Source organism: Bifidobacterium coryneforme (genome assembly GCF_000737865.1).
Lineage (GTDB): Bacteria > Actinomycetota > Actinomycetes > Actinomycetales > Bifidobacteriaceae > Bombiscardovia > Bombiscardovia coryneformis.
This window is the reverse complement of sequence record NZ_CP007287.1, coordinates 1,302,022-1,325,759: the sequence shown is the minus strand read 5'-3', so window position 1 is coordinate 1,325,759 and position 23,738 is coordinate 1,302,022. Positions and strand designations below refer to the sequence as shown.

Here is a 23,738-nt window from a genome sequence, read left to right as displayed (position 1 = left end):
CGAGATCGCCCTTCGACGGGCGGTGGATTTGTGGTGTGCCGATTGGTCGGCAGAAGCGGAAAGGGCAGTGAATCGGATGAGTCAGGTGCTGGATTGCAGCCATGATTCCTTGCTGCGTCTGGCAGAGGTCATCGGCAGGGGGGAATTGGCGGTTGTCCCGACGGATACGGTCTACGGCATCGTCTGCGACCCCTGCAACGACCAGGCCATTGCCAGACTCTTCGCTGCCAAGCAGCGGGCAAGAACCAAGTCGATACAGGTGCTGCTCGATTCCGTCGAGGCCATACCCGCCCTGAAGCTGAGCCTGCCCAGTCCCTTGGATATCCTGGCCGACCGCTTTCTGCCTGGTCCATTTTCGCCGATTTGCCTGGTCGGGGAGGGGTGTGGGCTCTGCACCCCCCGCCAGGAATCGGATTGCAGGACACAGGCCGTAAGGGTGCCTGATTCCGACGTGTGCCGCTCCCTCCTTGGGATGACCGGGCCCCTGGCCGCTTCCAGCGCCAACAGGTCCGGCAACCCCAGTGTCCGCACCGCTGAAGAGGCCCGCGAACAGTTGGGGGACTCGGTTGCGTGCTACCTGGATGGTGGGCCGACCCCCGGTTCGGTGGCCAGCACGGTCGTTGAGGCGGATGCCGACGATCCCGAGGGCATACGCATCCTTCGTCAGGGAGTGATTGACCAGGCGGCCCTGCGCAAGGTCATCAGGGAAGTCGCTGCGGAAGGCGGTCGGGCATGAGGGTCTATCTGTTCATCGCTGCAATCGCTGGCGGGGCCACCTGGCTGGTCATGCCCATGGTTCGGCACATCGCCATCCGTATCGGAGCGGTGGGGGAGGTCCGCGCTCGCGATGTGCATACGGTTCCGACACCCAGATTGGGTGGCCTGGGCATGCTGATCGGGTTTGCCGTCGCCATGTTCTTTGCCTCGCGAATACCGTTCATTACGGGTCTCTTCCAGACCGGCCACCAGGCCTGGGTCATCCTCGGCGGGGCCGTAGCCATCTGCCTGCTGGGCATGGCCGATGATCTATGGGACCTGGACTGGATGCTGAAGCTGGCTGGTCAGCTGCTCATATCGGTATTCGTCTCCTGGGGAGGGGTGCAGATCATCTCCCTTCCGCTGGGCTCCCTGGTGGCAGCCTCGCCCAGCCTTTCCATGGCCATCACGGCCTTCCTGATTGTGGCCTCCATCAATGCCGTGAATTTCGTGGACGGTCTGGACGGCCTGGCGGCGGGGATTGTGGCCATCGGTGGCATCGCCTTCGCCATCTACTCTTACATCATCGCCCGTATCTCGCCGGACTATGCCTCCCTGGCCACCCTGATCGATGTTGCCATGGTGGGGACCTGCGTGGGATTCCTCCTCCACAATTGGCACCCCGCCAAGCTTTTCATGGGAGACTCGGGGTCCATGCTTCTGGGATACCTGATCACCTGCGCCTCCATCGTGGTCACCGGTCGTCTGGATCCAGCCACCATCCATACCAGCATCTATCTGCCGGCCTTCATGCCCATCCTCCTGCCCATCCTGGTCCTCTTCCTGCCGGTGCTCGATATGTGCCTGGCCATTGTCCGCAGACTCAGTCACGGTCAGTCGCCCATGCATCCCGACCGGATGCACCTTCACCACAGGATGCTGCGCATCGGTCATTCCGTCCGCTCCGCCGTCCTGATTCTCTGGGGCTGGGCGGCACTGATATCGTTCGGGTCCCTCTTCATCCTCTTCTATCGTCCGCTCTATGTGGGCATAGGCTTCCTGATTGCCACACTCATTCTGACCTTTGCCACCCTGTATCCCTATTACCGCAGGCGCATTCCTGAAATCCGGCAGGAAAACGCCCGCCTCAAGGCGCAAGGGGCCGGTCATGCCGGGGACCTTGTTCGTCATGATGATTCGGACCGGGAAGACTGAGTATTCCCGGTCAACCAGGGTCTGTAGAATAACGACATGGCCTTAGATAATTCAAATATCGACTCTGCCCCATACTCGCCACTTCCCCCGATGTTCCAAAAGCTCGGACTCGCTTACGACGACGTGCTTCTGTTGCCCAACGAATCCGATGTGGTTCCCTCCGAGGTGGATACCACCACCCACCTCACCAGGAACATCACCATGAAGTCCCCGGTGCTCTCCGCGGCCATGGACACCGTCACCGAAGCCACCATGGCCGTAGCCATGGCCCGGAACGGCGGTATCGGCGTCCTCCACCGCAACCTGAGTATCGAGGATCAGGCCAGCCAGGTGGATATCGTCAAGCGGTCCGAATCCGGCATGATCTCAGATCCTCTGACCGTCACCCCTGATGCCACCCTGGCCGATTTGGACAAGCTCTGCTCGGTCTATAAGGTGTCGGGCCTCCCGGTCGTCGACCGTGAACAGCGTCTGGTCGGCATCATCACCAACCGTGACATGCGTTTCGTCAATCCTGCTGATTTCGACAGGCTCAAGGTCAGCGACGTCATGACCAAGGATCACCTGGTTACCGGACCGGCCGACATCACCAAGGAAGATGCCCACGCCCTCCTGGCCAAGTACAAGGTGGAGAAGCTCCCCCTGGTGGATGGACAGGGCAAACTTGCGGGCCTGATTACCGTCAAGGACTTCGTCAAGACCGAGCAGTATCCGCAGGCCACCAAGGATGAGCAAGGTCGCCTGAGGGTGGCCGCAGCGGTCGGATTCTTCGGAGACGCCTGGCAGCGTATCACCGCTTTGACCGATGCGGGAGTGGATGTGCTCGTGGTCGATACCGCCCACGGCCACGCCAAGCTCATGCTGGACATGATTCGCCGGATCAGGTCCGATCACGCCTTCGACCATGTCGACATCATCGGTGGCAACATCGCCACCAAGGAGGGCGCCCAGGCTCTCATCGATGCCGGAGTGGATGCGGTCAAGGTCGGTGTGGGCCCCGGTTCCATCTGCACCACCCGCGTGGTGGCGGGTGTTGGTGTGCCCCAGCTCACCGCCGTCTACGACGCTGCCCAGGCCTGCAAGGCCGCCGGTGTCCCCCTGGTGGCGGATGGTGGTATCCACTACTCCGGCGACATAGCCAAGGCCATCGTGGCCGGTGCCGATACGGTCATGCTGGGTGGTCTCCTGGCCGGTACCGAAGAGGCCCCGGGTGAGAAAGTCCTCCTGCGAGGCAAGCAGTACAAGGTCTATCGCGGCATGGGCTCGCTGGGTGCCATGGCTCCTCGTGGCAAGAAGTCCTATTCGAAGGACCGCTATTTCCAGGCCGATGTGACCAGCAACGACAAGGTGGTTCCCGAGGGCGTAGAGGGAGAGGTTCCCTACCGCGGGCCGCTCAACTACGTGCTGTACGAGCTGGTGGGCGGACTCCATCAGACCATGTTCTACACGGGTGCGCGCACGATTGCCGAGCTTCAGGAGAAGGGCCGCTTCATCCGCATCACCGACGCGGGTCTGCGCGAGTCCCATCCCCACGACATCGTCATGACCAAGGAAGCCCCGAACTACTCCGGCTTTCATGACTGAGTGACGCATTTCCACTCCGGAGATGAACGGCGCAGGACCTTAGGTGGTCCTGCGCCGTTTTGCATAACCGTGCATCCATCTGGTCGATTTCCGGCGTTGCGGATTCCGTGACGCGTAGGTATTGCCGGGAAAAATGGAATCGCCGCAGGAAATCCGTTTCCGGTCATGTCCTGGCGGTATCTTGAAATGTTCCGTCCAAGGCGGCGGAAGGAGTGACCCGGGATGCCATCCGGGTCTGAAAGGTGAGCAGATGAGCGACAAGAATGATCTGACCTTCAGTGCCGAGGAATCCCGCATGATCTGGATTGATTGCGAGATGACCGGTCTGGATATCTTCCATGACGAGCTGTGCGAGGTCTCCGTGGTTCCCACCGACTTCAACATGAAAGTCCTGGACAAGGGCATCGACCTGGTCATCAAGCCCTCCCAGTCGGCCCTGGACCATATGGATGACTTCGTCAGACACATGCACACCTCTTCCGGGCTGATCGAGGAGATGAAGACCGGTCTGACCCTGGACGAGGCCCAGCGCCAGGTCATCGAGTACATCACCCCCTTCCTTCCCGAGCACGGCAAGGCCCATCTGGCGGGGAACTCGGTAGGCTCCGACAAGAAGTTCCTAGACCGGTACATGCCCGACCTGATGGGGTTGCTGCACTACAGGGTCATCGACGTCAGTACCTTGAAGGAGTTGTCGCGCCGCTGGTATCCCGATGTCTACAAGAACAAGCCGGCCAAACACGGTGGTCACAGGGCCCTGGCCGACATCATCGAGTCCATGGACGAGTTGCGGTACTACCGTTCCATGTTCTTCACACCCGCTCCCGGCCCGGATGCAGCCCGGTCCAAGGACGGCGCGGCGGAGATCGAGCGGACCAGCCTGCTCCGGCATTACGAAGAGTCCGGCAACCCGATCGAGGACGCTGGCAGTCCCGAGAAGACCGACTACTGACCACAGTTCTGTCCGAGTCCGGGTACGACCCATGTACCTCAGGCGTGGCACCATGGAGACATGCAGCAATCCGAAGCCCTGACCATATTGAACGCGGGGGCCAACGTCTTCCTCACCGGTGCCCCCGGGGCGGGCAAGACCTATGTTCTGAACGAGTTCGTCAGCCAGGCCCGCAAGAACGGGGCGGCCGTATCCGTGACCGCCTCGACGGGCATAGCGGCCACCCACATCAATGGTCAGACCATCCACTCCTGGAGCGGGGTGGGCATCTCCACCTCCATGACGGAGTCTCTGTTGCGCCGCATCAAGACCCGGCGCGGTCGGCAGATCGAAGGAACCGACATCCTGGTCATCGACGAGGTCTCCATGATGCACGCCTGGCTTTTTGACATGGTGGACCAGGCCTGTAGGGCCGTTCGCCACAGCCCCGAACCATTCGGGGGAATCCAGGTGGTTCTTTCAGGGGACTTCTTCCAATTGCCGCCGGTGACCCGGCCCAACCATGTGGGTGGAATGATTCCCGGGCCTGAATTCCAGGTATCGCGGGAGCGTTACGCCCAGACGGGTAAGGACCCGGAGGGGTTCGTCACGGAATCCCTGGTCTGGAACGACCTTGATCCGGTCGTTTGCTATCTGACGGAACAGCACCGTCAGGATGATGGGCAGTTGCTGACCGTGCTGACCGACATCAGGGAGGGCGGGGTCACCCAGGAGGACCATGATGTCCTTGCCACACGGGTGGGTGCAGTACCGGCGCCAGGCACGGTGGCGGTGCATCTCTTCCCTGTCAACAGGCAGGCCGATGCCCTCAACGATCAGCGTCTGGCGGCCATAGGCGAGGAGGCCCATCACTACGAGGCCACATCGCGGGGTGAAACCAAGCTGGTCGAGCGGTTGAAGAAGAATATGTTGGCCCCGGATGACCTGACGCTGAAGACCGGAGCTGCGGTCATGGCCCTGCGCAATGACCAGGATCATCAGTATGTCAATGGTTCGATAGGCACGGTAAAGGGGTTCACCAGCCAGGCCAAGGGGGGCTGGCCGATTGTGTCCTTCCAGAACGGGAACGAAGTCACGATGAAGCCGGCGGCTTGGGAGACCATGGACGGGGACACGGTTCTGGCCGCCGTCAACCAGGTTCCCCTGAGGTGCGCCTGGGGAATCACCATCCACAAGTCCCAGGGTATGACCCTTGACCGGGCAGTCATGGACCTCAGACGCACTTTCGCCCCCGGTATGGGGTATGTGGCGCTCTCTCGTGTGGAGGGTCTGGATGGGTTATACCTGGCTGGCATCAATGAACACGCCTTCCTGGTTTCACCGGATGCCGTTGTCCTGGACGCGGACCTCAGAGCCAATTCCAAGGCCGCCTGTGCCCGGCTGGAGGATGAGGGTGCCCGGTCCTTCACCAAGCGGGCGGTCGGTCAGGCTCCTGAGGATGAGTTCTCCCAGGACCAGCTCTTCTGACCCGATGCCGCAGCTTTCCTGATTCAAGGGTGGGCGGGAATGCGGAGTTGTTCCGGGTTGCTGTGCAGATGAGGCTTATATTCGAAGGGGTATGTCCCTTTGCGCGAATATCTTTGAGGATATGAAAACCAAAGCCATGCGCATGTCAACACTGTTCCTGAGGACCCTTCGCGAGGACCCCGCCGATGCCGATGTGGACTCGGCCAAACTCCTGCAGAGGGCGGGATACGTGCGCAAGGTCGCGCCCGGCATCTTCACCTGGCTCCCCTTGGGACTGAAGGTGCTCGAAAAGGTCCAGGATGTTGTCCGTGAGGAGATCAATGGAATCGGGGCACAGGAGGTCCACTTCCCGGCCCTCCTGCCGCGAGAGCCGTACGAGGCCACCCATCGCTGGGAGGAGTACGGCGAGAACCTCTTCCGCCTCCAGGACAGGCACGGGGCCGATTACCTCCTAGCTCCCACCCACGAGGAGATGTTCACCCTCCTGGTCAAGGACATGTACTCCTCGTACAAGGACCTTCCCGTGGCCCTCTACCAGATTCAGACCAAGTACCGTGACGAGTTCCGTCCACGCGCAGGGCTGATTCGTGGCCGTGAGTTCGTTATGAAGGATGCCTACTCCTTCACGATGGATGAGGAGGGGCTGCAGAAGGCCTACCAGGACGAACGTGGGGCGTATGAACGCATCTTCAAGCGGCTGGGCGTGGACTACGTGATTGTCCATGCCGTCTCCGGTCCCATGGGCGGATCCCAGTCCGAGGAGTTCCTCGCCCCTCTGCCCATCGGCGAGGACACCTTCGCCCTGGCTCCTTCGGGGAAGGCCTGGAATGTTGAGGCGTTGACCACGCCCGAGCCCGAGGGGATCGACTTCTCGGCCACCCCTGATGTGGCGGAAGTGGATACGCCTGATTCCAAGACCATCGAGAGCATGGTGGGCCGGCTGAACGAACTCCATCCCCGCAGTGATGGGCGCGAGTGGACCGCCGAGGACACCCTGAAGAATCTGATCATCGCCGTCAGGCATCCGGCCGATGATGACCATCCTGACGGATGGCGGGAGCTTGTGGCGATAGGTCTGCCCGGAGACCGTAAGGTCGATATGAAGCGGCTTGAAGCGCAATTCGCCCCGGCGGAAATCGAGGAGGCCAACGAGGTCGACCTGGCATCCCATCCGGAATTCGTCAAGGGATACATCGGACCCAGAGTCTTGGGACCGCAGCGTGATGACACCGAGTCCGCCGCCCATGTGAGGTATCTGATTGATGCCCATGTGGCTTCCGGTTCCGAATGGGCAACCGGGGCCGATGTTGAGGGGAAGCACCTTGTTCATGCCGTCTACGGGCGCGACTTCCAGGCTGACGGTGTGGTCGAGGCGGCGGAGGTCCGTCATGGCGACATGAGTCCGGACGGTTCGGGTCCTCTGAGCTTTGAGCGGGGGGTGGAGATTGGACAGGTCTTCCAGCTGGGGCTCAAGTACTCCCAGGCCCTGGACCTCAAGGTCCTGGATCAGAACGGCAAGGCGGTCCCTGTGTGGATGGGCTGCTACGGCATAGGGATCTCGCGGGTCCTGGCCTGCATCGCCGAGATGCACCACGACGAGCGGGGGCTGGCCTGGCCCCTGGCGGTGGCCCCGGCAGCGGTCCACGTGCTGGCTACAGGTAAGAAGGAGGAGGCCTTCCAGGCCGCCGAAGGACTGGTCTCCCAGCTGGAGGAGCAAGGGGTTGAGGTGCTCTACGACGATCGCCCCAAGGTATCGCCCGGGGTCAAGTTCAAGGATTCCGAGCTGATTGGTGTGCCTCTGGTCGCCATTGCCGGCCGTGACACCATAGAGAACGGGACCATTGAAATCCGCAATCGCGACGGTTCCGACTCGGTCTCAGTGCCTGTTGATCAGGCCGCCCAGGTCATCATGGACAGGATTGCCACCCTGGGCTGATGTGAATCAGGGCACTTTGCCGGAGCTGTGAATGAGGAGCGGCCCGGGTCAGCTTTCGAGCATGACCCGGGCCGCCCGCTTGTATATGAAGACCGGGGGCCAGCCCGGTTCATCGCCTGCACCAGAGGCTGGTTGATTCAAATCAGATTCTGAGCAGGATGGGCAAGTGGTCCCTGCGTGAGCCGGTATCGACCGGTTCGCAGGCCTGGACCCTGTCGGCCAGACGGTCGGAGGTCAGCCAATAGTCGATTCTCCAGCCGGAGTTGTTGGCCTTGCTGGTCATGGCCCGCTGGGCGAACCAGGTATAGATGCTTCGCTGATTATCGAAGAAACCCGCCGCCTGGCCATGCACCTTCCGGAAGGTGTCGGTGAAACCTGCATCCAACAGTTGCCCGAATTTGCTGCGCTCCTGGTCGGTGAAACCTGCTGAGTGGTGGTTGGACTGGGGGTTGGCGATGTCGATCTCCTCGTGGGCTACGTTGAAATCGCCGCATGCCAGGACCGGTTTGCTGACATCCAGTTTCTTCAGATAAGCGCGGTAGCAGTCGTCCCAGTGGCCGCGGGGCTCAAGGCGCACCAGTCCGGAACCGGCGTTGGGGGTGTAGACCGTGGTGACAAAGCAGTCGGGGAACTCCAGGGTGATCATCCTACCCTCGTCATCCATGGTGTCGGGAGCGCCAATCTTCGGATAGGTGACTTCGGGTTTCGGCAGGTCCTTCCTATAGAGCATCATCGTGCCGGCGTATCCGCGCCGGGCCGGCGGCTCGGAAATCCGATGGACTTCCTCATAATCGGGGAAGTACTGCATCAGGGCTTTGAGTATCGTATCGGTCTTCTTCCGGTCATCATTGAGCTTGGTCTCCTGGATGGCCAGAACATCGGGGTTCAGGTCCCTGATGGATTCCACTACGTTCAGAGAGAGGGACCCGCGGGCACTGTTGCCGAGCAGGGCTGCGTTGAGGGAGTCGATGTTCCAGCTGACCAGTGTGTGCACCATGAGTGATGATCCTTCCGTGCCGGTATTCACTGTCTGTTTTCCTCAGTCTATCGTCGTTGCCTTCAAGCGGGGCCTGCTTTGCTCTGTAGGCTGCCGGGCCGGACTTACTGATGTTCTGCTCGTTCGCACAGGTAGTCGATTTGTTCACAAGTCATGGCTGAGGTGATGTTCGACCACATGGTCTGGCTGCAGGGAGCGAAAGGTCCTTCCGGGCCCATGATGGGTCTACCACTTGATGGGATGCACCCGGAACGGAGGCCGTGTCCCCTTCCCCCGCTCTGGCAGTCGGTTCTTCCGGTCAGGGCCCATCGAGTGGCATTCAACGGGGATACCCGGTTACAGCGAAAGAGGCAAGAGATGGCAGCCAATGAATCAAAGGTCAGCATGTTCGGATTTGTGGGGAAGGCCCCTGTGCGAATCGGGCAGCCGGAATCCGCTCCGGTGTGTACATTCAGGCTGGGTTCCACCCCGGCCTATTATGACGCAGCCAAGGGGGCGTGGATCAGAAGGCCCACCACCTGGATTACGGTCAAGGCTTTCAGAAACCTGGCTGTGAACCTGTTCCACTCTCTTCACAAGGGCGATCCCGTCATGGTGACCGGCAGCCTGGTTACCGAGGAGTGGACCAAGGAGGGGCAGTTGCATTCGGCTCTGGTTCTGGAAGCCGACGGGGTGGGTCATGATCTGAATCTGGGACAGGGTGCCTTCACCAGGGTCAAACCGGAAGAGGTTGATTCTCCGGGGCGCAAAGACCCCTGGGACGATAGGGCCGATTTGGGGGCAGGGAGCACTTGCGATGATTCGGAAGCCCTTGGAGCCGGCACCGGGGGAGGGGGTTCTCCAGGACAAGGGATGGCGGGGTCGGATACCGCAAATGAAAAGGCGAAGGCATCCACACAACCTGTGGATGCCTTCTGAACCTACGCGTCAGGTCCTGCCTGCGAGTTGACCGCAGTCATGACCGGAACCGCACGACCTACCAGATATGGACCCGGTCTTTCGGTTCCAGCCACATGCCGTCTGAGGTCTGCACGGTAAAAGCGTCATAGAACTTGTCGACGTTTCTGGCAATTCCGTTGGTTCGGAATTCGGCGGGGGAGTGGGGGTCGATCTGGAGATACTGCTCGGCCAGTTGGTCCCGGTTCTTGGTTCGCCAGATGGAGGCGTAGGAGAGGAAGAACCGTTGCAGGCCGGTATAGCCGTCCAGATACGGCGCCTGCTCCAGGGCCTCGTCCATCCCCCGGGCGCTGGTGTCGATATCGTTCCCCGTCCCGTTTTGCAGGGCCAGGGCATAGGCCTTGATGGCGATGTTTACCCCGCCCAGGTCGCCTATGTTCTCGCCGATGGTCAGGGCCCCGTTGACATGCGGTGCCTTATCGGGTTCGTCCGCGTACTTCTCCGCCAACTGTTCGGGAACGAATCCGTTGTACTGCTCTATCAGTGCCTTGGTTCGCTTTTCGAAGTTGGCCCTGTCCTGAGGGGTCCACCAGTCGTTGAGTCTGCCGTCTCCGTCGTACTTGCTGCCCTGGTCGTCGAATCCGTGCCCGATTTCGTGTCCGATTACGGCCCCGATGCCCCCATAGTTGGCGGCATCGTCGGCTGCGGGGTCAAAGAAGGGGGGCTGCAGGATGGCGGCAGGGAAGACGATGACGTTCAGGGTCGGTTCATAGTAGGCGTTGACGGTCTGTGGGTTCATCAGCCACTCGTCATTGTCGACGGGCTTGCCGGCCTTGCCGAACTGATATCCGGACTCGTACAGGTTGGCCTGGCGTACGTTCTCCACCAACCCTGCATCCTCCGACACGCGCAGCGCCGAGTAATCACGCCACTTGTCGGTGTAACCGATTTTGGGAGAGAACTTGTCGAGCTTGGTTAGGGCCTTGAGTTTGGTTTCCTCACCCAGCCAGTCCGAGCTTGAAATCGAGATACGGTATGCCTGTATCAGATTGCCGACCAGCTCCTCCATACGTTCCTTGCTGGACTGGGGGAAGTGGCGCCTGACGTATTCCTTGCCTACCTCTTCGCCGCTGATTCCGTTTACCAGGGAGACGGCGCGCTTCCACCGATCACGCATCTGGGTGGTGCCTGAAAGGACCTTTCCGTAGAAATCGAAGCGGGCCGTGTCGAAGTCCTCGGTCAGGAAGCTGGCCCATTCAATCAGGACGTGCACCCGGGACCAGAGTTTCAGATCCTCAAGGTCGCTCTCCTTCCAGAACCCGTTGAGGCCCTTCAGGAATGTCGGCTCATGGACGATGGTGTGGCCCAGGGCTGCTGCGATGTCTACGGGTTGCCAGGCCGACGCCGTGCTGGCATCGTAGGCCGCCTGCCAGGCCTTGATCCAGGCGGAGAGGTTGAAATCCGACAGGGTCTCCTGCAGCTGGTCCATGTCAGTGGGGTTGTAGGTCTTGTCCTCGTCCCTGGTCGATATGTTGTCCCAGTGATAGGAGGCGATGCGGGTCTCCAGATCCAGGAACCTGTCGGCCTGGTCCATGGCCTGGCTCTGGTCAGGGGCATAGGTCGCCAGCCTCAGGAGCCTGGCGACCATCTCCTTGTACTCCTGGCGGACCGACTGATAGTTGGATTCGCGGTAATAGGCCTCATCGGGTAGCCCCAGTCCGGCCTGCTCGATGTGGGCCACGTTGGTGCCGGGGTTGCCCGGATCGCCGTAGATGGCTATTCCGAAGAAATCGGGGCCGCCGGTGGGATTGAGCCGCCCCAGGAGGGATGTCAGCGCGGTCTTGTCCCTGGTGGCGTCGATGGCTGCCAGATCGGAGCGAATCGGGTCCAGCCCCGCCGCCTCTATGGCCTGGGTGTCGAGGAAACTCCGGTAAAGAATGGCCGATTTGGTGGCGGGACTGTCTGAGTCCTCCAGGATGTCCCTGATTTGACTTTCGGCATCCTCGGCGAGTTTGTCGAAGGACCCGAACCGGGAGCGGTCCTCGGGAAGGGTGTAGGTATCGATCCAGGGCCCATTCACATAACGGAAGAGGTCGTCTTGGGGTCGGATGACGGAAGAAAAGGATGTTGGGTCCAGACCGGACCTGACAGGTGATTGTGCTGCGTGTCTCATACCTTGCAAGCCTAACTGTTTTTTATGACATGGGCCATAATGCCCATCGATGCCTGGGCCTGGTCGATTCGGGGGCTGCATAGCCTTGCGCGGTGTGAGCGTAGGGATGAAAAACGCGGTCGGAGCTTCTGTCGCGCCTAGACTGAACATAGGAGCGTGCACCTGTACAGGTGCGCCAACACCATCTGAAAGGGGCATCATGTCAGATCCCAACCAGGGCCAGGATCCGGATTGGTACAGCGACGGGCAATACCAGGGTCCGTACGGCAACGGGAATCCCCAGGGCGGATACCCGCGGTCGGGGTCCATGCCCACCATGGACCCCTTCAGACTGATTGTCGAGGACATGGCCGGCGGAACCATGAAGGCCATACGCATCGTGCTCGGGGCCATGGGCGCCCTTGGAGTGGTCCTGGGCCTGGCTCTGCTGCTCTGGCTCGATAAGACCCTGATTGCCCTGACCGTTATTCTCGGTATCTACTTCATCATCTCCGGTGTGGTCAGGTTGGCCACCTCCATCGTGGCCCAGGGTCTGCCGGGAGGATGGCGCATTCTGGGGATTCTCTTCGGCGCCCTGATTGCCATTGGCGGCATCGTCATCATCAAGAACACGGCCCTGTCGGCATCGGCCCTGACGATTCTGGTTACGATGATCGTCGGCATAGGCTGGATCATGGAGGGCGTCATGAGCCTGGCAGCCTCCTGGGGTACGCCTCACTCCGGCTGGGCCATCTTCTCCGGAGTCGTGTCGATCCTGGCCGGTATCTGCGTCATGATCTATCCGCTGGGTTCGGTCATGTTCCTGGTCATCTTCAGTGGATGTGCCCTTCTGGTTCTGGGCATCGTCTCCATCATCAGGGCGTTTTCGTTCGGTAGACGATGACCCTCGTCCCATCGGTCCCTATTGCAGGATAAGACTGATACCAGAGCATGGGTGGGCCGGGCGGAGCAACGGCCACTCAGACCTGGTAGCCGCAGAATCAAGGGCGGCGAGTGTGCGGAGAACCCGAAAGGATGTACAGGCATGATTGAGCTGAAGACCAAGCAGGAGATCGAGGAGATGAAGCCGGCCGGCAGGTTCGTCGGTCGTATCCTCAAGGAACTCAAGGCTATGAGTAAGCCCGGGGTCAATCTGCTCGACCTGGACAACCATGTCAAGGAGCGCATTCAGTCCCGCAAGGGGGCCACGTCCTGCTACGTGGATTATGCGCCCGACTTCGGCACCGGCCCCTTCGCCCACTACATCTGCCTCTCGGTCAATGACGCGGTCCTGCACGGGGTTCCCTTCGACTATGACCTCAAGGACGGTGACCTGCTTTCCCTTGACCTGGCTATCAATGTCGACGGGTGGGTCGGCGATTCAGCCATCAGTTTTGTGGTGGGTGATGATGCCGACCCCGAGGACCTTCGTCTGATCAAGACCACCGAGGATGCCTTGGCGGCCGGTATAGCCCAGGCCCAGCCCGGCAATCGTCTGGGAGACATATCCGCTGCAATCGGCGAGGTGGCCCACGAAAACGGCTACAGCGTCAACCTGGACTTCGGCGGGCACGGCGTGGGGCGCATCATGCACGGAGATCCGCATGTCCCCAATGACGGCACCCCGCATCACGGATACAAGCTGCGTCCCGGGTTGGTCATCGCCATCGAACCCTGGTTCCTGGCAACCACCGACGAGATATTCCAGGATCCCAAGGACGGCTGGACCCTGCGCTCAGCCGATGGTTCCCGCGGTGCTCACAGCGAGCACACCATCGCCATCACCGAGGACGGGCCGGTCATCCTGACCAGTCGGGACTGAACTCCCTCCACACCATGTTGCAGGACTTTCGCATCGCACGATTTGACATCATCTTCCGGTAACGGAAGGAGTGATTCCGTCTGTTAGTATGACCGAAATTCCGCGCCGGTATAGGGAAACACCGCATCGTCGCCAGGATCCTGGTGGCTGTACCGGCAAGACGGTCCGTCGGTTGCAGATGGAGGTGTCGGATGTCAACAGCCCATTTGGTTGTCGGAGATGCGAAGTTCGATCTCCCTCTGGTCGAATCCACTGAAGGACCCAAGGGCATCCTGGTCTCCTCCCTCCGTAACGATGGTTGGGTCACCTTGGACCCGGGGTTCCTGACCACGGCCCAGTGCGAGTCGGCCATAACCTTCATTGACGGCAGACGTTCCATCCTGCGCTACCGGGGATATCCGATCGAGGAGCTCTGCGAGGGGTCGAACTTCCTGGAGGTGGCCTGGCTCCTGATTCATGGGGACCTGCCCGACAAGAGGCAGTATGACGAATTTCGCGAGCGGATACTCCACCACACCTTTGTCGGGGAGGACTTCCGTAATCTCCTCTCCTCCTTCCCCAGGAGCGCCCACCCGATGAGTGTCCTGGCCTCGGCGGTCAACGCCCTGGCCACCTTCCATCCGGATACCTGCGGATTCGGCGACCCCGACGGGTTCGAGGAGGCCTGTGCCATCATCATGGCCAAGGTCCGCACCATCGTTTCCCTGATCCACCGTCGTCGTCGGAACGAACCGCTCCTCTACCCGGATGAGACCCGTGGCTACGTGGAGGACTTCCTCAGGATGAGTTTCGCCATTCCCTACGAGCCATACCAGGTCAACCCGCTTATGGTCCAGGCGCTCGACAAGCTCCTCATCATCCATGCGGACCATGAACAGAACTGCTCCACCTCGGTCGTCAGGGTGGCAGGATCCGCCCATGCCAACCTGTATTCGGCTGTGGCGGCGGGTATAAACGCCCTCTCGGGGCCCCTGCACGGTGGTGCCAATGAAGAGGTGCTTCGACAATTGGAGGAGATTCGGGACTCGGGACTTGGCGTCCGCGCCTTTGTCGAGGAGTCCAAGAAGGAGGGGAGCAGGATTTCGGGCCTGGGACATCGGATATACAAGTCCTATGACCCCAGGGCCGCAATCGCCAAGAAATGGCTCTATGCCGTCATGGACGATGAGGTGGGCCAGCTGGGTTCAGCCGACAGGTCCCTCTTCGACGTGGCCCTGGAGTTGGAAGACATGGCCCTTCATGATGACTACTTCATCGAGCGGCATCTCTACCCCAATGTGGACTTCTATACCGGGCTGATTTATCGGGCCATCGGATTCGATCCCCAGATGTTCACGACCCTCTTCGCCTTGGGGCGCATACCTGGATGGATAGCCCAGTACCACGAGATGATGAACGATCCCACCTCGAAAATCGGACGGCCCCGTCAGGTCTATACCGGGCCGGGCAAGCGGGACTTCGTTCCCATCGAGCAACGCCGGTGATCAGGGCATGCAAATGGACCGGCGAAGGAATCGAATCACTTCAGCCGGTCCTTTGTGGTGAGGCGGGCTCAGTTCGCGTGGAGGCTTTCGTTCAGTTCGATGCCCTTGGTCCGTAGACGGACCTGGACCTGTCCGGTCTGGGAGTTGCGGATGAAGAGCAGGTGGTCCCTGCCGCTGAGTTCGGACCCCTTGACCGTGTCCTTCCTTATTCCCAGGAACTTGGCCGCCTCGCTTTCGGCACCCAGGGTGATCTTCGTTCCGGCGGTGACATAGAGACCGGCCTCCACCACGCAGTTGTCGCCCAGGGATATGCCGATGCCCGCATTGGCTCCCAGGAGGGAGTGCTCTCCGATGGAGACCCGGTGCTTGCCACCTCCGGAGAGGGTGCCCATGATGGAGGCCCCACCGCCGATGTCGGAACCATCACCCACCACGACCCCTTGGGAGATGCGCCCTTCGACCATGGAGGTGCCAAGCGTACCTGCATTGAAGTTGACGAACCCCTCGTGCATGACCGTGGTGCCGGGCGAGAGGTAGGCACCCAGACGGACCCTGTCGGCGTTGCCGATGCGAACGCCCGAGGGAACCACATAGTCCACCATCCGGGGAAGCTTGTCGATGGCGAGTACGGTCACGTCCGTTACAGGAATCCCCGGCATGGACCGGGCGGCGGCCCCGAGCAGGTCGGTCTTGCGCAGGGTGAAATCCTCCGGGGCGAAGGGGCCGTAGTTGGTCCAGACCACATTGGTCAGCTTTTCGAAGATCCCATCGAGATTCATCGAGTTGGGCTTGGACAGACGCATGCTGAGCAGGTGGAGGCGCAGGTAGGCATCGGCCGCGTCCTTGATGGGCTTGTCAAGCTCGGACACTGTAAAGACGGGCTGCCTGCGGACACCGCGGGCATCAGGCTGGTCCTGCGCAAGGTCCCCGAGCCCGTGTGCCGGACGATTCTCCGGACTGGGTGGGGCTGATATCTCCGCCTTGGGATACCAGACATCCAGGGTCCTGCCCTGCGCGTCTATGCTGGCCAGACCCCAGCCCCATCCTGTAGCTGCTGCTGTCATCGCGACTCCTTACCTGTCGTTCGGTGGGCCATCCGGTCCTCGTGTGCTCCACTCAGGATAGAACAGGATCGGTTCAGGGTTCCGGGCGGTCTTGGAGCTTGGGACCGGTCCTGGCTAAGATGGTGCCCTGTGAACAAGTACAGGGACGAACGTGAGCGCCGCGAGCGCAGACGCAGGAATGTGGCCCGGGTGGTCTGCCTCGTCATAGCCGTCGCACTCCTGGGTTCCCTGCTCGTTCCCGCGCTTTTCAGTGGTCTTTGACACCACGCTTGTCGGTCTCCCCGCAGGGTCCGCTGTCGGGGGAGTGGGGAGAGTGCCTGGTGGGATCGGCGCTGCTCCGGTAATGGGCGGTCGGGATGACCGTATCCGAATGAAACAGGTATGAAAACGTATGTGGTCGGCATGGTTCGGTGCCGACGTTTGGAATGGTGAAACAGCATGGCAGAAGTTGATTTTTCACAGGCTCTGGCTCAGGCCCGGGCAAAGTACGAGATGATCGCCAAGGCACTGGACCCGGAAGGTCTGCGCTCGCGGATTGCCGATCTCGAAAAGGAGGCCAGTGCCCCCGGGCTTTGGGACGACCAGGAGAACGCCCAGAAGGTCACCAGCAAACTCTCCTCCCTTCAGTCCCAACTCAAGCACCTGGAGTCAGCCTCCAGCAGGCTGGATGATGTGGAGACCCTGGAGGAGCTGGGGCGCGAGGAGAATGACCGGGATGTCCTGGCGGAGGCCAACAGGGAGGTCGAATCCCTGAATTCCGACCTGGCTGACATGGAGATTCAGACACTCCTCGACGGCGAGTACGACGAGCGTGCGGCCGTGGTGACCATCCGCTCCGGAGCGGGTGGCGTGGATGCAGCCGACTGGGCGCAAATGCTTCTGCGTATGTACATGAGGTGGTCCGAGCGGCACGGATTCAAGACCAAGATCATGGACACCTCCTACGCAGAGGAGGCCGGTATCAAGTCGGCCACCTTCCAGGTGGACGCTCCCTACGCCTACGGTAGGCTCTCGGTCGAGGGCGGCACCCACCGGTTGGTCCGCATCTCTCCTTTCGACAACCAGGGCCGTCGGCAGACCTCCTTCGCGGCAGTCGAGGTCATCCCCCTGGTGGAGCCCACCGATCACATCGATATTCCGGATTCGGACATCCGTGTGGATACGTATTGCTCCTCAGGACCCGGCGGACAGGGTGTCAACACCACCTATTCGGCGGTCCGTATCACCCACTTACCCACCAATATCGTGGTCACTATGCAGGATGAGCGCAGTCAGATCCAGAACAGGGCGGCCGCCATGGCCGTCCTCCAGTCCCGTCTTCTGGTTCTCCGTCACGAGGAGGAGGCCAAGAAGAAGAAGGAACTGGCCGGCGACATCAAGGCCAGTTGGGGCGACCAGATGCGTTCCTATGTGCTCCATCCCTATCAGATGGTCAAGGACCTGCGCACTGGCTATGAGACCTCGGATACCCAGGGGGTTTTCGATGGAAACATCGACGCCTTCATCGAGGCCGGCATACGTTGGCGCCACCAACAGCGTCGCGAGCAGCAGGAGGAGCGCGAGGCTGCCGGAGAGTGAACTCCGGCTCGACGACGTGGAGATGATGCCATGATTTCGCCCCTCGGGCCTAATTGGGTGCCTCTCCGGTGAGTAAGGTCGTATTAGTTGATAATGTCGGTGTGATTACCGGTGAACGGAGGGTCCATGGCGCTGATTTCACTTGATGGCGTGACCAAGATCTACCCAAGGGGGTCCCGCCCTGCCCTGGACAACATCAGTCTGGCAATCGATCGGGGAGACTTCGTCTTCCTGGTGGGCGCCAGCGGTTCCGGCAAGACCTCGCTTCTCCGTCTTCTCCTGCATGAGGAGGAGGCCACCGAGGGTGAGATCAGAGTGGCGGGGAACGACCTACGGAGGTTGCGCAACAGCGAGGTCCCCGGTTATAGGCGTTCCATTGGTTTCGTTTTTCAGGATTACAAGCTCCTGACCAACAAAACGGTGTGGCAGAATGTCGCCTTCACCCTGGAGGTCATCGGTGCCCGTCGTTCCACCATCAAGACCCTGGTGCCGCAGGTGCTGAAGACGGTGGGGCTGACCGGCAAGGAGGACAACTATCCTCACGAGCTGTCCGGCGGTGAGGCTCAGCGTGTGGCCCTGGCCCGCGCCTATGTGAACCATCCGCAGATTCTTCTGGCCGATGAGCCTACGGGCAACCTGGATCCAACCACGTCCCTGGGCATCATGGAGGTCCTCGATGCCATCAATCGCACGGGGACCACGGTGGTCATGGCAACCCACAACGAGGAGATCGTCAACTCCATGCGCAAGCGGGTGGTGGAGCTCCATGCCGGCAAGATCATGCGTGACCAGGCGCACGGCTCATATGATTCCTCGAAGTTCTTCCCCGACGCTGAGGTGGAGGCCAAGGCCCACCATGCCATCGGAGACCCGAATGACGGGGATGCCCTCGATGATGCCCGGCAGGGAGCACGCCCAAAGGTGCGCATCAGGGTTGAGGCTCCAAGAAACAAACCCATAAGCGATGGGACCAAGGGGGCCGTCGAGGTGGTTGAGGCCGTGGCTGAAGCCGTCCATGATTCGCAGTACGGGGATGAAGGAATAGCCCGCCTGGCGAATTCCGTTCACTCAGGTCGGACCGGACGCTATGGGGAGGTCTTCACCTCCGTGGAGAACACCCTTACCTGGGGCAAGGGAATCAAGAATCTGGATGAGGCCGGACAGGCCCAGGAGGCGGAAACGGGTGCTGAGTCCCGCCAGGGGAGCAGTTCGTCCGATGGGCAGGCCGATGCGGGATCCAGGAAAATGGACGCGCAGGTGGACGGGACCCAAAAGACCGGTGGCATGGCCCAAGAATCGCCCGCTTCTCGAAGCGGGGTGGAACCAAATGCCGCCTATGACCGTTTCAGGCCATCCACGGAACGGCCGGTCGTCTCAGCCGGCGGGCCGAGCCAGGCCGCTGTGCGTGACTCCGCCAAGGCTCCGCATCCAACTTCCGGGCACCAGGTGAAATCCGCAGGCAAGGCGGGCACGGTCCCTGTCCAGGCGCCGCCCGCCCCTCCGTCCCCGCCTTCGCAACCAGGGGCGGCAAAGGAACGTGTTCAGGAGGACGATAGGCAATGAGACTTCGGTTCATTCTTTCCAGCACCTGGGATAACCTCCGACGGAACGGGTCCATGATTCTATCCGTCATGTTGGTGACTTTCATATCCTTCCTCTTCATCGGGGCCTCAGGTCTGATGCAGGCCCAGATCACCAAGGCCAAAGGGGACTGGTACGAACAGGTCGAGGTCGTTGTCTGGCTCTGCCCGGACGGGACCAGCCAGGCTACATCATGCGCTACCGGCAAGGCTCCGACAAAGGACGAGATCGTCAAGTTGGAAACCACGATTCGCAACGAACTTCATGACTCGGTGGCAAAAATCACCTACCAGAGCCGTGATGAGTTCTTCAAGAACACCTTCCTTAAGCAGTACCCCAACGGGACCTATGAAGGCCGAACCCTGACGGCGGCCGATATGCAGGATTCCCTCCGTCTGAAACTGAAGGATCCGACCAAGTATCAGGTGGTCTCCGAGGTGCTGAATGGGCGTGACGGGGTCGAGGAGGTCTCCGACCAGCGGCAGATATTCGACCCGGTGTTCAAGATCCTGAACAGGGCGACCGTGGTCACTCTGGTCCTGGCCGTGGTCATGGTGGTGGTGGCCATCCTCCTCACCGGTACCACAATCAGAATGAGTGCCGCCTCAAGAAAGAATGAAACGGAGATCATGCGTCTGGTCGGTGCTTCGAACTGGACCATCCGCCTTCCCTTCATCCTCGAAGGTGTCGTTGCCTCCTTCCTGGGATCCCTCCTGGCTGTGGGGGCCCTGAGTGCCATCGTCAAGATCTTCATCACCGATTGGCTGGCTCAAACCGTTCAATGGATGCCGTATATCAACCGGACGACGGTCATGGTCATGGCCCCGGCCCTGATCTTGGGCGCCATGGTCCTTTCCACTCTGGCGTCCTCCATCTCCCTGCGCCGGTATCTCAAGACCTGAGAGGTCTTGTGATGAGATTCCCCGGAATCTCCTGCCGGAAAGAGAAACTGACATAATGTCTACTGATTACTTGGAAGTGAATGAAAGGCCCATGAACATGAAGCGTGCGAAACGGATTGACACGGCGCTTGGTCTCGTGCTGTCTCTGTCGACCCTGGTGGGCACCCTGGCCTTTGGGTATGTCAACCAGGTGCCGCAGGCCCAGGCCGCCCCGACCTGGTATGACCTCCAGCAGAAGGTGCGGAACAATGAGGCTCTGAAGAGCCAGCTGGCCGGCGTGAACGAGGATTTGGCCAACCAGATTCTCAGTTTGAACGATCTGAACTCCAACCAGATTCCCGCAGCCCAGAAGGAAGCCCAGGACGCCCAGCAGAATGCGGAGCAGGCCAATAGCCTGGCCCAGGCCACCAATGACCGTCTTGAGGCGGCCAGGCGAGACAAGGCTGACCTGGAAAAGAAGATCAAACAGACCGGCATTGATTATGACGATGCCAAGGACGGCGTGGCCCAGATGGCCCGCAAGGGGTTCCATGGGTCCGATGCCTCCCAGGTCATGGACATCGTGACCAAGTCGTCCAGTACTCAGGATTTCGTCGATAAGATGCAGTCCGACGCGGCAGTAACCAGATCCGAGACCAACGCGGCGAACGATGCGGCCAATGCACTGAATTCCTCCATGAACCGCAAGGAGCGATTGGAGGCCATCGAGAAGCAGATCACGAGTCTAAAAGCAAAAGCCGACCAGCAGGCCGCCGAGGCGCAGCAGGCTGCGGCCCAAGCCCAGGCCAAGCAGGACAGTCTCCAGGCCCTGCGTGATCAGGGTGCCCAGGTCAGGGCTGAGCTGGAAAGTCAGAAGGGTATGTTGACAACCCAGGCTGCCCGTGAAGCTGCTGACATTGTGGCCACCGAGTCGATGATCCAATCCCTGAACCAGCCAGGTATAGGTGGGTCCGCGAACCCTTCGGCGGGTGGTGCCCAGCAGATCGGAGGCGGCGGGGCGCGTCCTCCTGCAACTACTCCTCCCTCCGGTGGTGGCGGTAATACGGGCGGTAACGGTGGTGGTGGCTGGGCCAGCGGTATGAACTACGCCGTTCCCGGTAACTGCCCTGCAGGATCGGGATACTGCTACGGACACTCCACCGGGAACACCGTTGGCGGTTCCGCCTATGACGACCGCCAGTGCACCTTATGGGCGTACATCCGTCGTTCGCAGCTCAGCCTGCCTGTTGGTTCATACATGGGACATGGGTTCCAATGGGCAGATAGTGGTCGAAAGCTGGGCTATCTGGTCAACAACACCCCGCACCGGGGTGCCGTCATGGTCTTCGCCAGGGGTCAGCGCGTGGGGTACTGGAATGCCGACTGGACCTATGGACATGTTGCAATAGTGGAGCGTGTTAATGCTGATGGTTCAGTGGAGATTTCCGAGGGCGGGACGGGCTTCGCCTCTTTCCCCGCCCAGGAGAGAGTCTATGGGGCCAGTAATTACCAGTACGTGCACTACTGATTTCCTGCTTCTGAATTCGGTCGGGAACCGCAGTTTGTTGCAGGCGCCTTCCTTTAGGGAGGCGCCTTTGTGCTATTCTCGGTGCAGCATAGCCCTGGAGCAATGACCAAGACGGAAGGAGGATGCCATGGCTAAGGAGACCGGAACGACCCTGATTGCGCAGAACAGAAGGGCCCGTCACGATTATCAGGTCGAGGACAGGTTTGAGGCCGGCATCGCCTTGACCGGAACCGAGGTCAAATCCCTCCGCGAGGGAAGGGCCTCCCTGGTTGAGTCTTTCGTCAGTATTGACAGGCGCCATGAGGTCTGGTTGGAGAACGCCAACATTCCGGAGTATCTGAACGGCACCTGGAACAATCATGCCCCGAAGCGCAAGAGGAAGCTCCTGCTGCACTCCCGGCAGATTGTCAATCTGGAGCGACAGGTTCAGGCCAAGGGGTATACCATTGTTCCCCTGAGCATTTATTTCAAGGACGGCAGGGTCAAGGTGGAAATTGCCGTCGCCAGGGGCAAGCGGGAGTACGACAAGCGTCAGTCCCTCCGTGAGGAGCAGGACAAGCGCGAGGCTCTGAGGGTCATGCGCTACAAGAACAGGCGTCGCTGACCTGTTGAGGGTGTTGCATAGCCCCTGACCGGCACAATCTGCAGAGATTCCCTGCAATCCCTAATTCATCTACTGGTATGAATAACGGTGATATTTATGCATACGACACGCCCGAGTATTACATGCGGCTGAACTGGAAATTTGCCCGATAAATACTGAAACTGTGCGGAAAATGTGGGAAGGGAAGAGAAGGAAGAGTGCGGTCATCTCACTGTATCGAAGTGCATAAAAATGCAAAAAAGTGCATAATGGTGCATGCTAAGTAAGGACGGATGTGGAGACAGCTGTCAGGTGGCTGTCTTCGGAGAGGGAGCTGAATGATGATGGCGAAGATGAAAGCAGCGGCTGCAGCCGCACTGAGCGTGGCCCTTCTGGCATCGGTCGGAGCCTGCGGAACGACGGATGAGGCCGACAAGACCAGCCAGGGAGGGAATACCGAAACAAGCTCCCACCCAGCAGCCTTCGATGTCAGCGGCATACAGAAGGACCCGGCAATCGCCGCCATGGTGCCCGAGTCGGTGGCCAAGGACGGGAAGCTGACCGTGGGCATGGAGACCACGTATGCGCCCGGAGAGTTCATGGATGAGGACGGGAAGACCCCTATCGGCTACGACGTGGACCTGTCGAAGGCCATCGCCAAGGTCATGGGGCTCGAAGGCGAAATGGTCAGCGCCTCCTTCGATACCATCATCCCCGCCATCGGCAGCAAGTATGATGCCGGCATCTCCAGCTTCACCATCACCAAGGAGCGGATGCAGTCGGTCGACTTTGTTTCCACCTTCAAGGCGGGCATGGCCTTCGCCGTCAAGAAGGGCAACCCCTCCAAGATTGATCCGAAAGATATCTGCGGCGCCAAGGTCGGTGTGCAGACCGGCACCATAGAAGAGCAGCAGGCCACCGACACGATATCCGCCGACTGCAAGGCCAAGGGCAAGAAGCCTGTGGATGTGCAGTCGTACAAGCAGCAGACCGATGCCGCCACTGCGGTGGTCAACGGCAAGATCGACGTGTTCTACGCAGACTCCCAGGTGACGGGGTACGCCATCAAGCAGACCGGTGGACAGCTGGAGAAGCTGGGCAAGGATACCGATATCGTCCTGCAGGGTGCGGCCCTGAAGAAGGACAGCGGTATGGCCGAGGCCACCCAGGCGGCCATGCAGAAGCTGATCGATGACGGCACCTACGCCAAGATCCTCAAGAACTGGGGGGTCCAGAGCGGTGCCGTCGAGAAGGCTGAAACCAACCCCGCAGTCTCCGACTGAGAAGGTCGCGGGGGTCGTCAACAACTGACCCTGTATAC

Annotated in this window: 20 protein-coding genes; 17 read left to right on the top strand and 3 right to left on the bottom strand. The window is 60.5% G+C overall.

Annotated elements, in window-relative coordinates; genetic code table 11:
• Positions 1–76: 76 nt before the first annotated feature.
• The 6 genes from bcor_RS05250 to bcor_RS05225 all read left to right on the top strand — a co-directional run bounded on the left by bcor_RS05250 (position 77) and on the right by bcor_RS05225 (position 7,850).
• Complete coding sequence (locus bcor_RS05250) at positions 77–736, top strand: L-threonylcarbamoyladenylate synthase (protein ID WP_033497723.1); 660 nt, start codon at positions 77–79, stop codon at positions 734–736.
• A complete protein-coding gene (locus bcor_RS05245; protein ID WP_033497725.1) occupies positions 733–1,911 on the top strand; it encodes an MraY family glycosyltransferase in 1,179 nt (392 codons plus the stop codon). The genes bcor_RS05250 and bcor_RS05245 overlap by 4 nt, the downstream gene beginning before the upstream one ends.
• A gap of 36 nt (positions 1,912–1,947) precedes the next feature.
• A complete protein-coding gene (guaB, locus tag bcor_RS05240; RefSeq protein ID WP_033497727.1) occupies positions 1,948–3,495 on the top strand; it encodes an IMP dehydrogenase in 1,548 nt (515 codons plus the stop codon).
• Positions 3,496–3,745: 250 nt separating this feature from the next.
• The gene (gene orn, locus bcor_RS05235) at positions 3,746–4,447 is read left to right on the top strand and encodes an oligoribonuclease (RefSeq protein ID WP_033497729.1); all 702 of its coding nucleotides are present in this window, start codon (positions 3,746–3,748) and stop codon (positions 4,445–4,447) included.
• Positions 4,448–4,507: 60 nt separating this feature from the next.
• Positions 4,508–5,914 (top strand): PIF1 family DEAD/DEAH box helicase, encoded by a 1,407-nt coding sequence (locus bcor_RS05230; RefSeq protein ID WP_033497731.1) that lies wholly within the window; start codon positions 4,508–4,510, stop codon positions 5,912–5,914.
• A 121-nt stretch (positions 5,915–6,035) separates the two neighbouring features.
• Positions 6,036–7,850, top strand: a complete 1,815-nt coding sequence (locus bcor_RS05225) for a proline--tRNA ligase (protein WP_033497917.1) — start codon at positions 6,036–6,038, stop codon at positions 7,848–7,850.
• A 142-nt stretch (positions 7,851–7,992) separates the two neighbouring features.
• On the opposite strand, the gene bcor_RS05220 is transcribed toward bcor_RS05225, so the two are convergent.
• Entirely contained in the window at positions 7,993–8,847 is an 855-nt protein-coding gene (locus bcor_RS05220) for an exodeoxyribonuclease III (protein WP_033497733.1), read from the bottom strand.
• A gap of 357 nt (positions 8,848–9,204) precedes the next feature.
• Between bcor_RS05220 and bcor_RS05215 the strand changes: the two genes are divergently transcribed.
• Positions 9,205–9,765 (top strand): single-stranded DNA-binding protein, encoded by a 561-nt coding sequence (locus tag bcor_RS05215; RefSeq protein WP_051875701.1) that lies wholly within the window; start codon positions 9,205–9,207, stop codon positions 9,763–9,765.
• A gap of 58 nt (positions 9,766–9,823) precedes the next feature.
• Here the strand turns inward: bcor_RS05215 and bcor_RS05210 are convergent, their stop codons facing one another.
• Entirely contained in the window at positions 9,824–11,917 is a 2,094-nt protein-coding gene (locus bcor_RS05210; protein ID WP_033497735.1) for a M13 family metallopeptidase, read from the bottom strand.
• Between the two features lie 199 nt (positions 11,918–12,116).
• Between bcor_RS05210 and bcor_RS05205 the strand changes: the two genes are divergently transcribed.
• From bcor_RS05205 to bcor_RS05195, 3 genes are all read left to right on the top strand, one after another.
• Positions 12,117–12,800 (top strand): HdeD family acid-resistance protein, encoded by a 684-nt coding sequence (locus bcor_RS05205; protein ID WP_033497737.1) that lies wholly within the window; start codon positions 12,117–12,119, stop codon positions 12,798–12,800.
• A 141-nt stretch (positions 12,801–12,941) separates the two neighbouring features.
• A complete protein-coding gene (gene map, locus bcor_RS05200; RefSeq protein ID WP_033490506.1) occupies positions 12,942–13,718 on the top strand; it encodes a type I methionyl aminopeptidase in 777 nt (258 codons plus the stop codon).
• Positions 13,719–13,909: 191 nt separating this feature from the next.
• Entirely contained in the window at positions 13,910–15,202 is a 1,293-nt protein-coding gene (locus tag bcor_RS05195) for a citrate synthase (RefSeq protein ID WP_033497740.1), read from the top strand.
• Between the two features lie 68 nt (positions 15,203–15,270).
• On the opposite strand, the gene dapD is transcribed toward bcor_RS05195, so the two are convergent.
• Positions 15,271–16,266: a 2,3,4,5-tetrahydropyridine-2,6-dicarboxylate N-succinyltransferase gene (gene dapD / locus bcor_RS05190; protein WP_033497742.1), complete on the bottom strand. Its 996-nt coding sequence runs from the start codon at positions 16,264–16,266 to the stop codon at positions 15,271–15,273.
• 129 nt (positions 16,267–16,395) lie between these two features.
• Between dapD and bcor_RS07705 the strand changes: the two genes are divergently transcribed.
• From bcor_RS07705 to bcor_RS05160, 7 genes are all read left to right on the top strand, one after another.
• Positions 16,396–16,527, top strand: a complete 132-nt coding sequence (locus bcor_RS07705; RefSeq protein ID WP_258323549.1) for a hypothetical protein — start codon at positions 16,396–16,398, stop codon at positions 16,525–16,527.
• 177 nt (positions 16,528–16,704) lie between these two features.
• The gene (prfB, locus tag bcor_RS05185) at positions 16,705–17,844 is read left to right on the top strand and encodes a peptide chain release factor 2 (protein ID WP_033490501.1); all 1,140 of its coding nucleotides are present in this window, start codon (positions 16,705–16,707) and stop codon (positions 17,842–17,844) included.
• A 126-nt stretch (positions 17,845–17,970) separates the two neighbouring features.
• The gene (ftsE, locus tag bcor_RS05180; protein ID WP_081870367.1) at positions 17,971–19,407 is read left to right on the top strand and encodes a cell division ATP-binding protein FtsE; all 1,437 of its coding nucleotides are present in this window, start codon (positions 17,971–17,973) and stop codon (positions 19,405–19,407) included.
• The gene (gene ftsX, locus bcor_RS05175; RefSeq protein WP_033497744.1) at positions 19,404–20,327 is read left to right on the top strand and encodes a permease-like cell division protein FtsX; all 924 of its coding nucleotides are present in this window, start codon (positions 19,404–19,406) and stop codon (positions 20,325–20,327) included. Before ftsE ends, ftsX begins: the two co-directional genes overlap by 4 nt.
• A 91-nt stretch (positions 20,328–20,418) precedes the next feature.
• Positions 20,419–21,834: a CHAP domain-containing protein gene (locus bcor_RS05170; RefSeq protein WP_051875700.1), complete on the top strand. Its 1,416-nt coding sequence runs from the start codon at positions 20,419–20,421 to the stop codon at positions 21,832–21,834.
• 127 nt (positions 21,835–21,961) lie between these two features.
• On the top strand, positions 21,962–22,438 hold the full coding sequence (gene smpB, locus bcor_RS05165) for an SsrA-binding protein SmpB (RefSeq protein ID WP_033497746.1): 477 nt from the start codon (positions 21,962–21,964) through the stop codon (positions 22,436–22,438).
• A gap of 317 nt (positions 22,439–22,755) precedes the next feature.
• Positions 22,756–23,700, top strand: coding sequence for an ABC transporter substrate-binding protein (locus bcor_RS05160; RefSeq protein ID WP_033497748.1), 945 nt, complete (start codon positions 22,756–22,758; stop codon positions 23,698–23,700).
• Positions 23,701–23,738: the final 38 nt, after the last annotated feature.

Excerpts from the sequence above, each read along its gene's own strand:
- smpB (WP_033497746.1), top strand. The coding sequence starts at position 21,962 with ATGGCTAAGGAGACCGGAACGACCCTGATTGCGCAGAACAGAAGGGCC.
- bcor_RS05245 (WP_033497725.1), top strand. The coding sequence starts at position 733 with ATGAGGGTCTATCTGTTCATCGCTGCAATCGCTGGCGGGGCCACCTGG.
- bcor_RS05170 (WP_051875700.1), top strand. The coding sequence starts at position 20,419 with ATGAACATGAAGCGTGCGAAACGGATTGACACGGCGCTTGGTCTCGTG.
- bcor_RS05160 (WP_033497748.1), top strand. The coding sequence starts at position 22,756 with ATGATGATGGCGAAGATGAAAGCAGCGGCTGCAGCCGCACTGAGCGTG.
- map (WP_033490506.1), top strand. The coding sequence starts at position 12,942 with ATGATTGAGCTGAAGACCAAGCAGGAGATCGAGGAGATGAAGCCGGCC.
- bcor_RS05220 (WP_033497733.1), bottom strand. The coding sequence starts at position 8,847 with ATGGTGCACACACTGGTCAGCTGGAACATCGACTCCCTCAACGCAGCC.
- bcor_RS05205 (WP_033497737.1), top strand. The coding sequence starts at position 12,117 with ATGTCAGATCCCAACCAGGGCCAGGATCCGGATTGGTACAGCGACGGG.
- orn (WP_033497729.1), top strand. The coding sequence starts at position 3,746 with ATGAGCGACAAGAATGATCTGACCTTCAGTGCCGAGGAATCCCGCATG.
- bcor_RS05210 (WP_033497735.1), bottom strand. The coding sequence starts at position 11,917 with ATGAGACACGCAGCACAATCACCTGTCAGGTCCGGTCTGGACCCAACA.
- bcor_RS05215 (WP_051875701.1), top strand. The coding sequence starts at position 9,205 with ATGGCAGCCAATGAATCAAAGGTCAGCATGTTCGGATTTGTGGGGAAG.
- bcor_RS05230 (WP_033497731.1), top strand. The coding sequence starts at position 4,508 with ATGCAGCAATCCGAAGCCCTGACCATATTGAACGCGGGGGCCAACGTC.
- ftsE (WP_081870367.1), top strand. The coding sequence starts at position 17,971 with ATGGCGCTGATTTCACTTGATGGCGTGACCAAGATCTACCCAAGGGGG.
- bcor_RS05195 (WP_033497740.1), top strand. The coding sequence starts at position 13,910 with ATGTCAACAGCCCATTTGGTTGTCGGAGATGCGAAGTTCGATCTCCCT.
- guaB (WP_033497727.1), top strand. The coding sequence starts at position 1,948 with ATGGCCTTAGATAATTCAAATATCGACTCTGCCCCATACTCGCCACTT.
- bcor_RS05225 (WP_033497917.1), top strand. The coding sequence starts at position 6,036 with ATGAAAACCAAAGCCATGCGCATGTCAACACTGTTCCTGAGGACCCTT.
- ftsX (WP_033497744.1), top strand. The coding sequence starts at position 19,404 with ATGAGACTTCGGTTCATTCTTTCCAGCACCTGGGATAACCTCCGACGG.
- prfB (WP_033490501.1), top strand. The coding sequence starts at position 16,705 with ATGGCAGAAGTTGATTTTTCACAGGCTCTGGCTCAGGCCCGGGCAAAG.
- dapD (WP_033497742.1), bottom strand. The coding sequence starts at position 16,266 with ATGACAGCAGCAGCTACAGGATGGGGCTGGGGTCTGGCCAGCATAGAC.
- bcor_RS05250 (WP_033497723.1), top strand. The coding sequence starts at position 77 with ATGAGTCAGGTGCTGGATTGCAGCCATGATTCCTTGCTGCGTCTGGCA.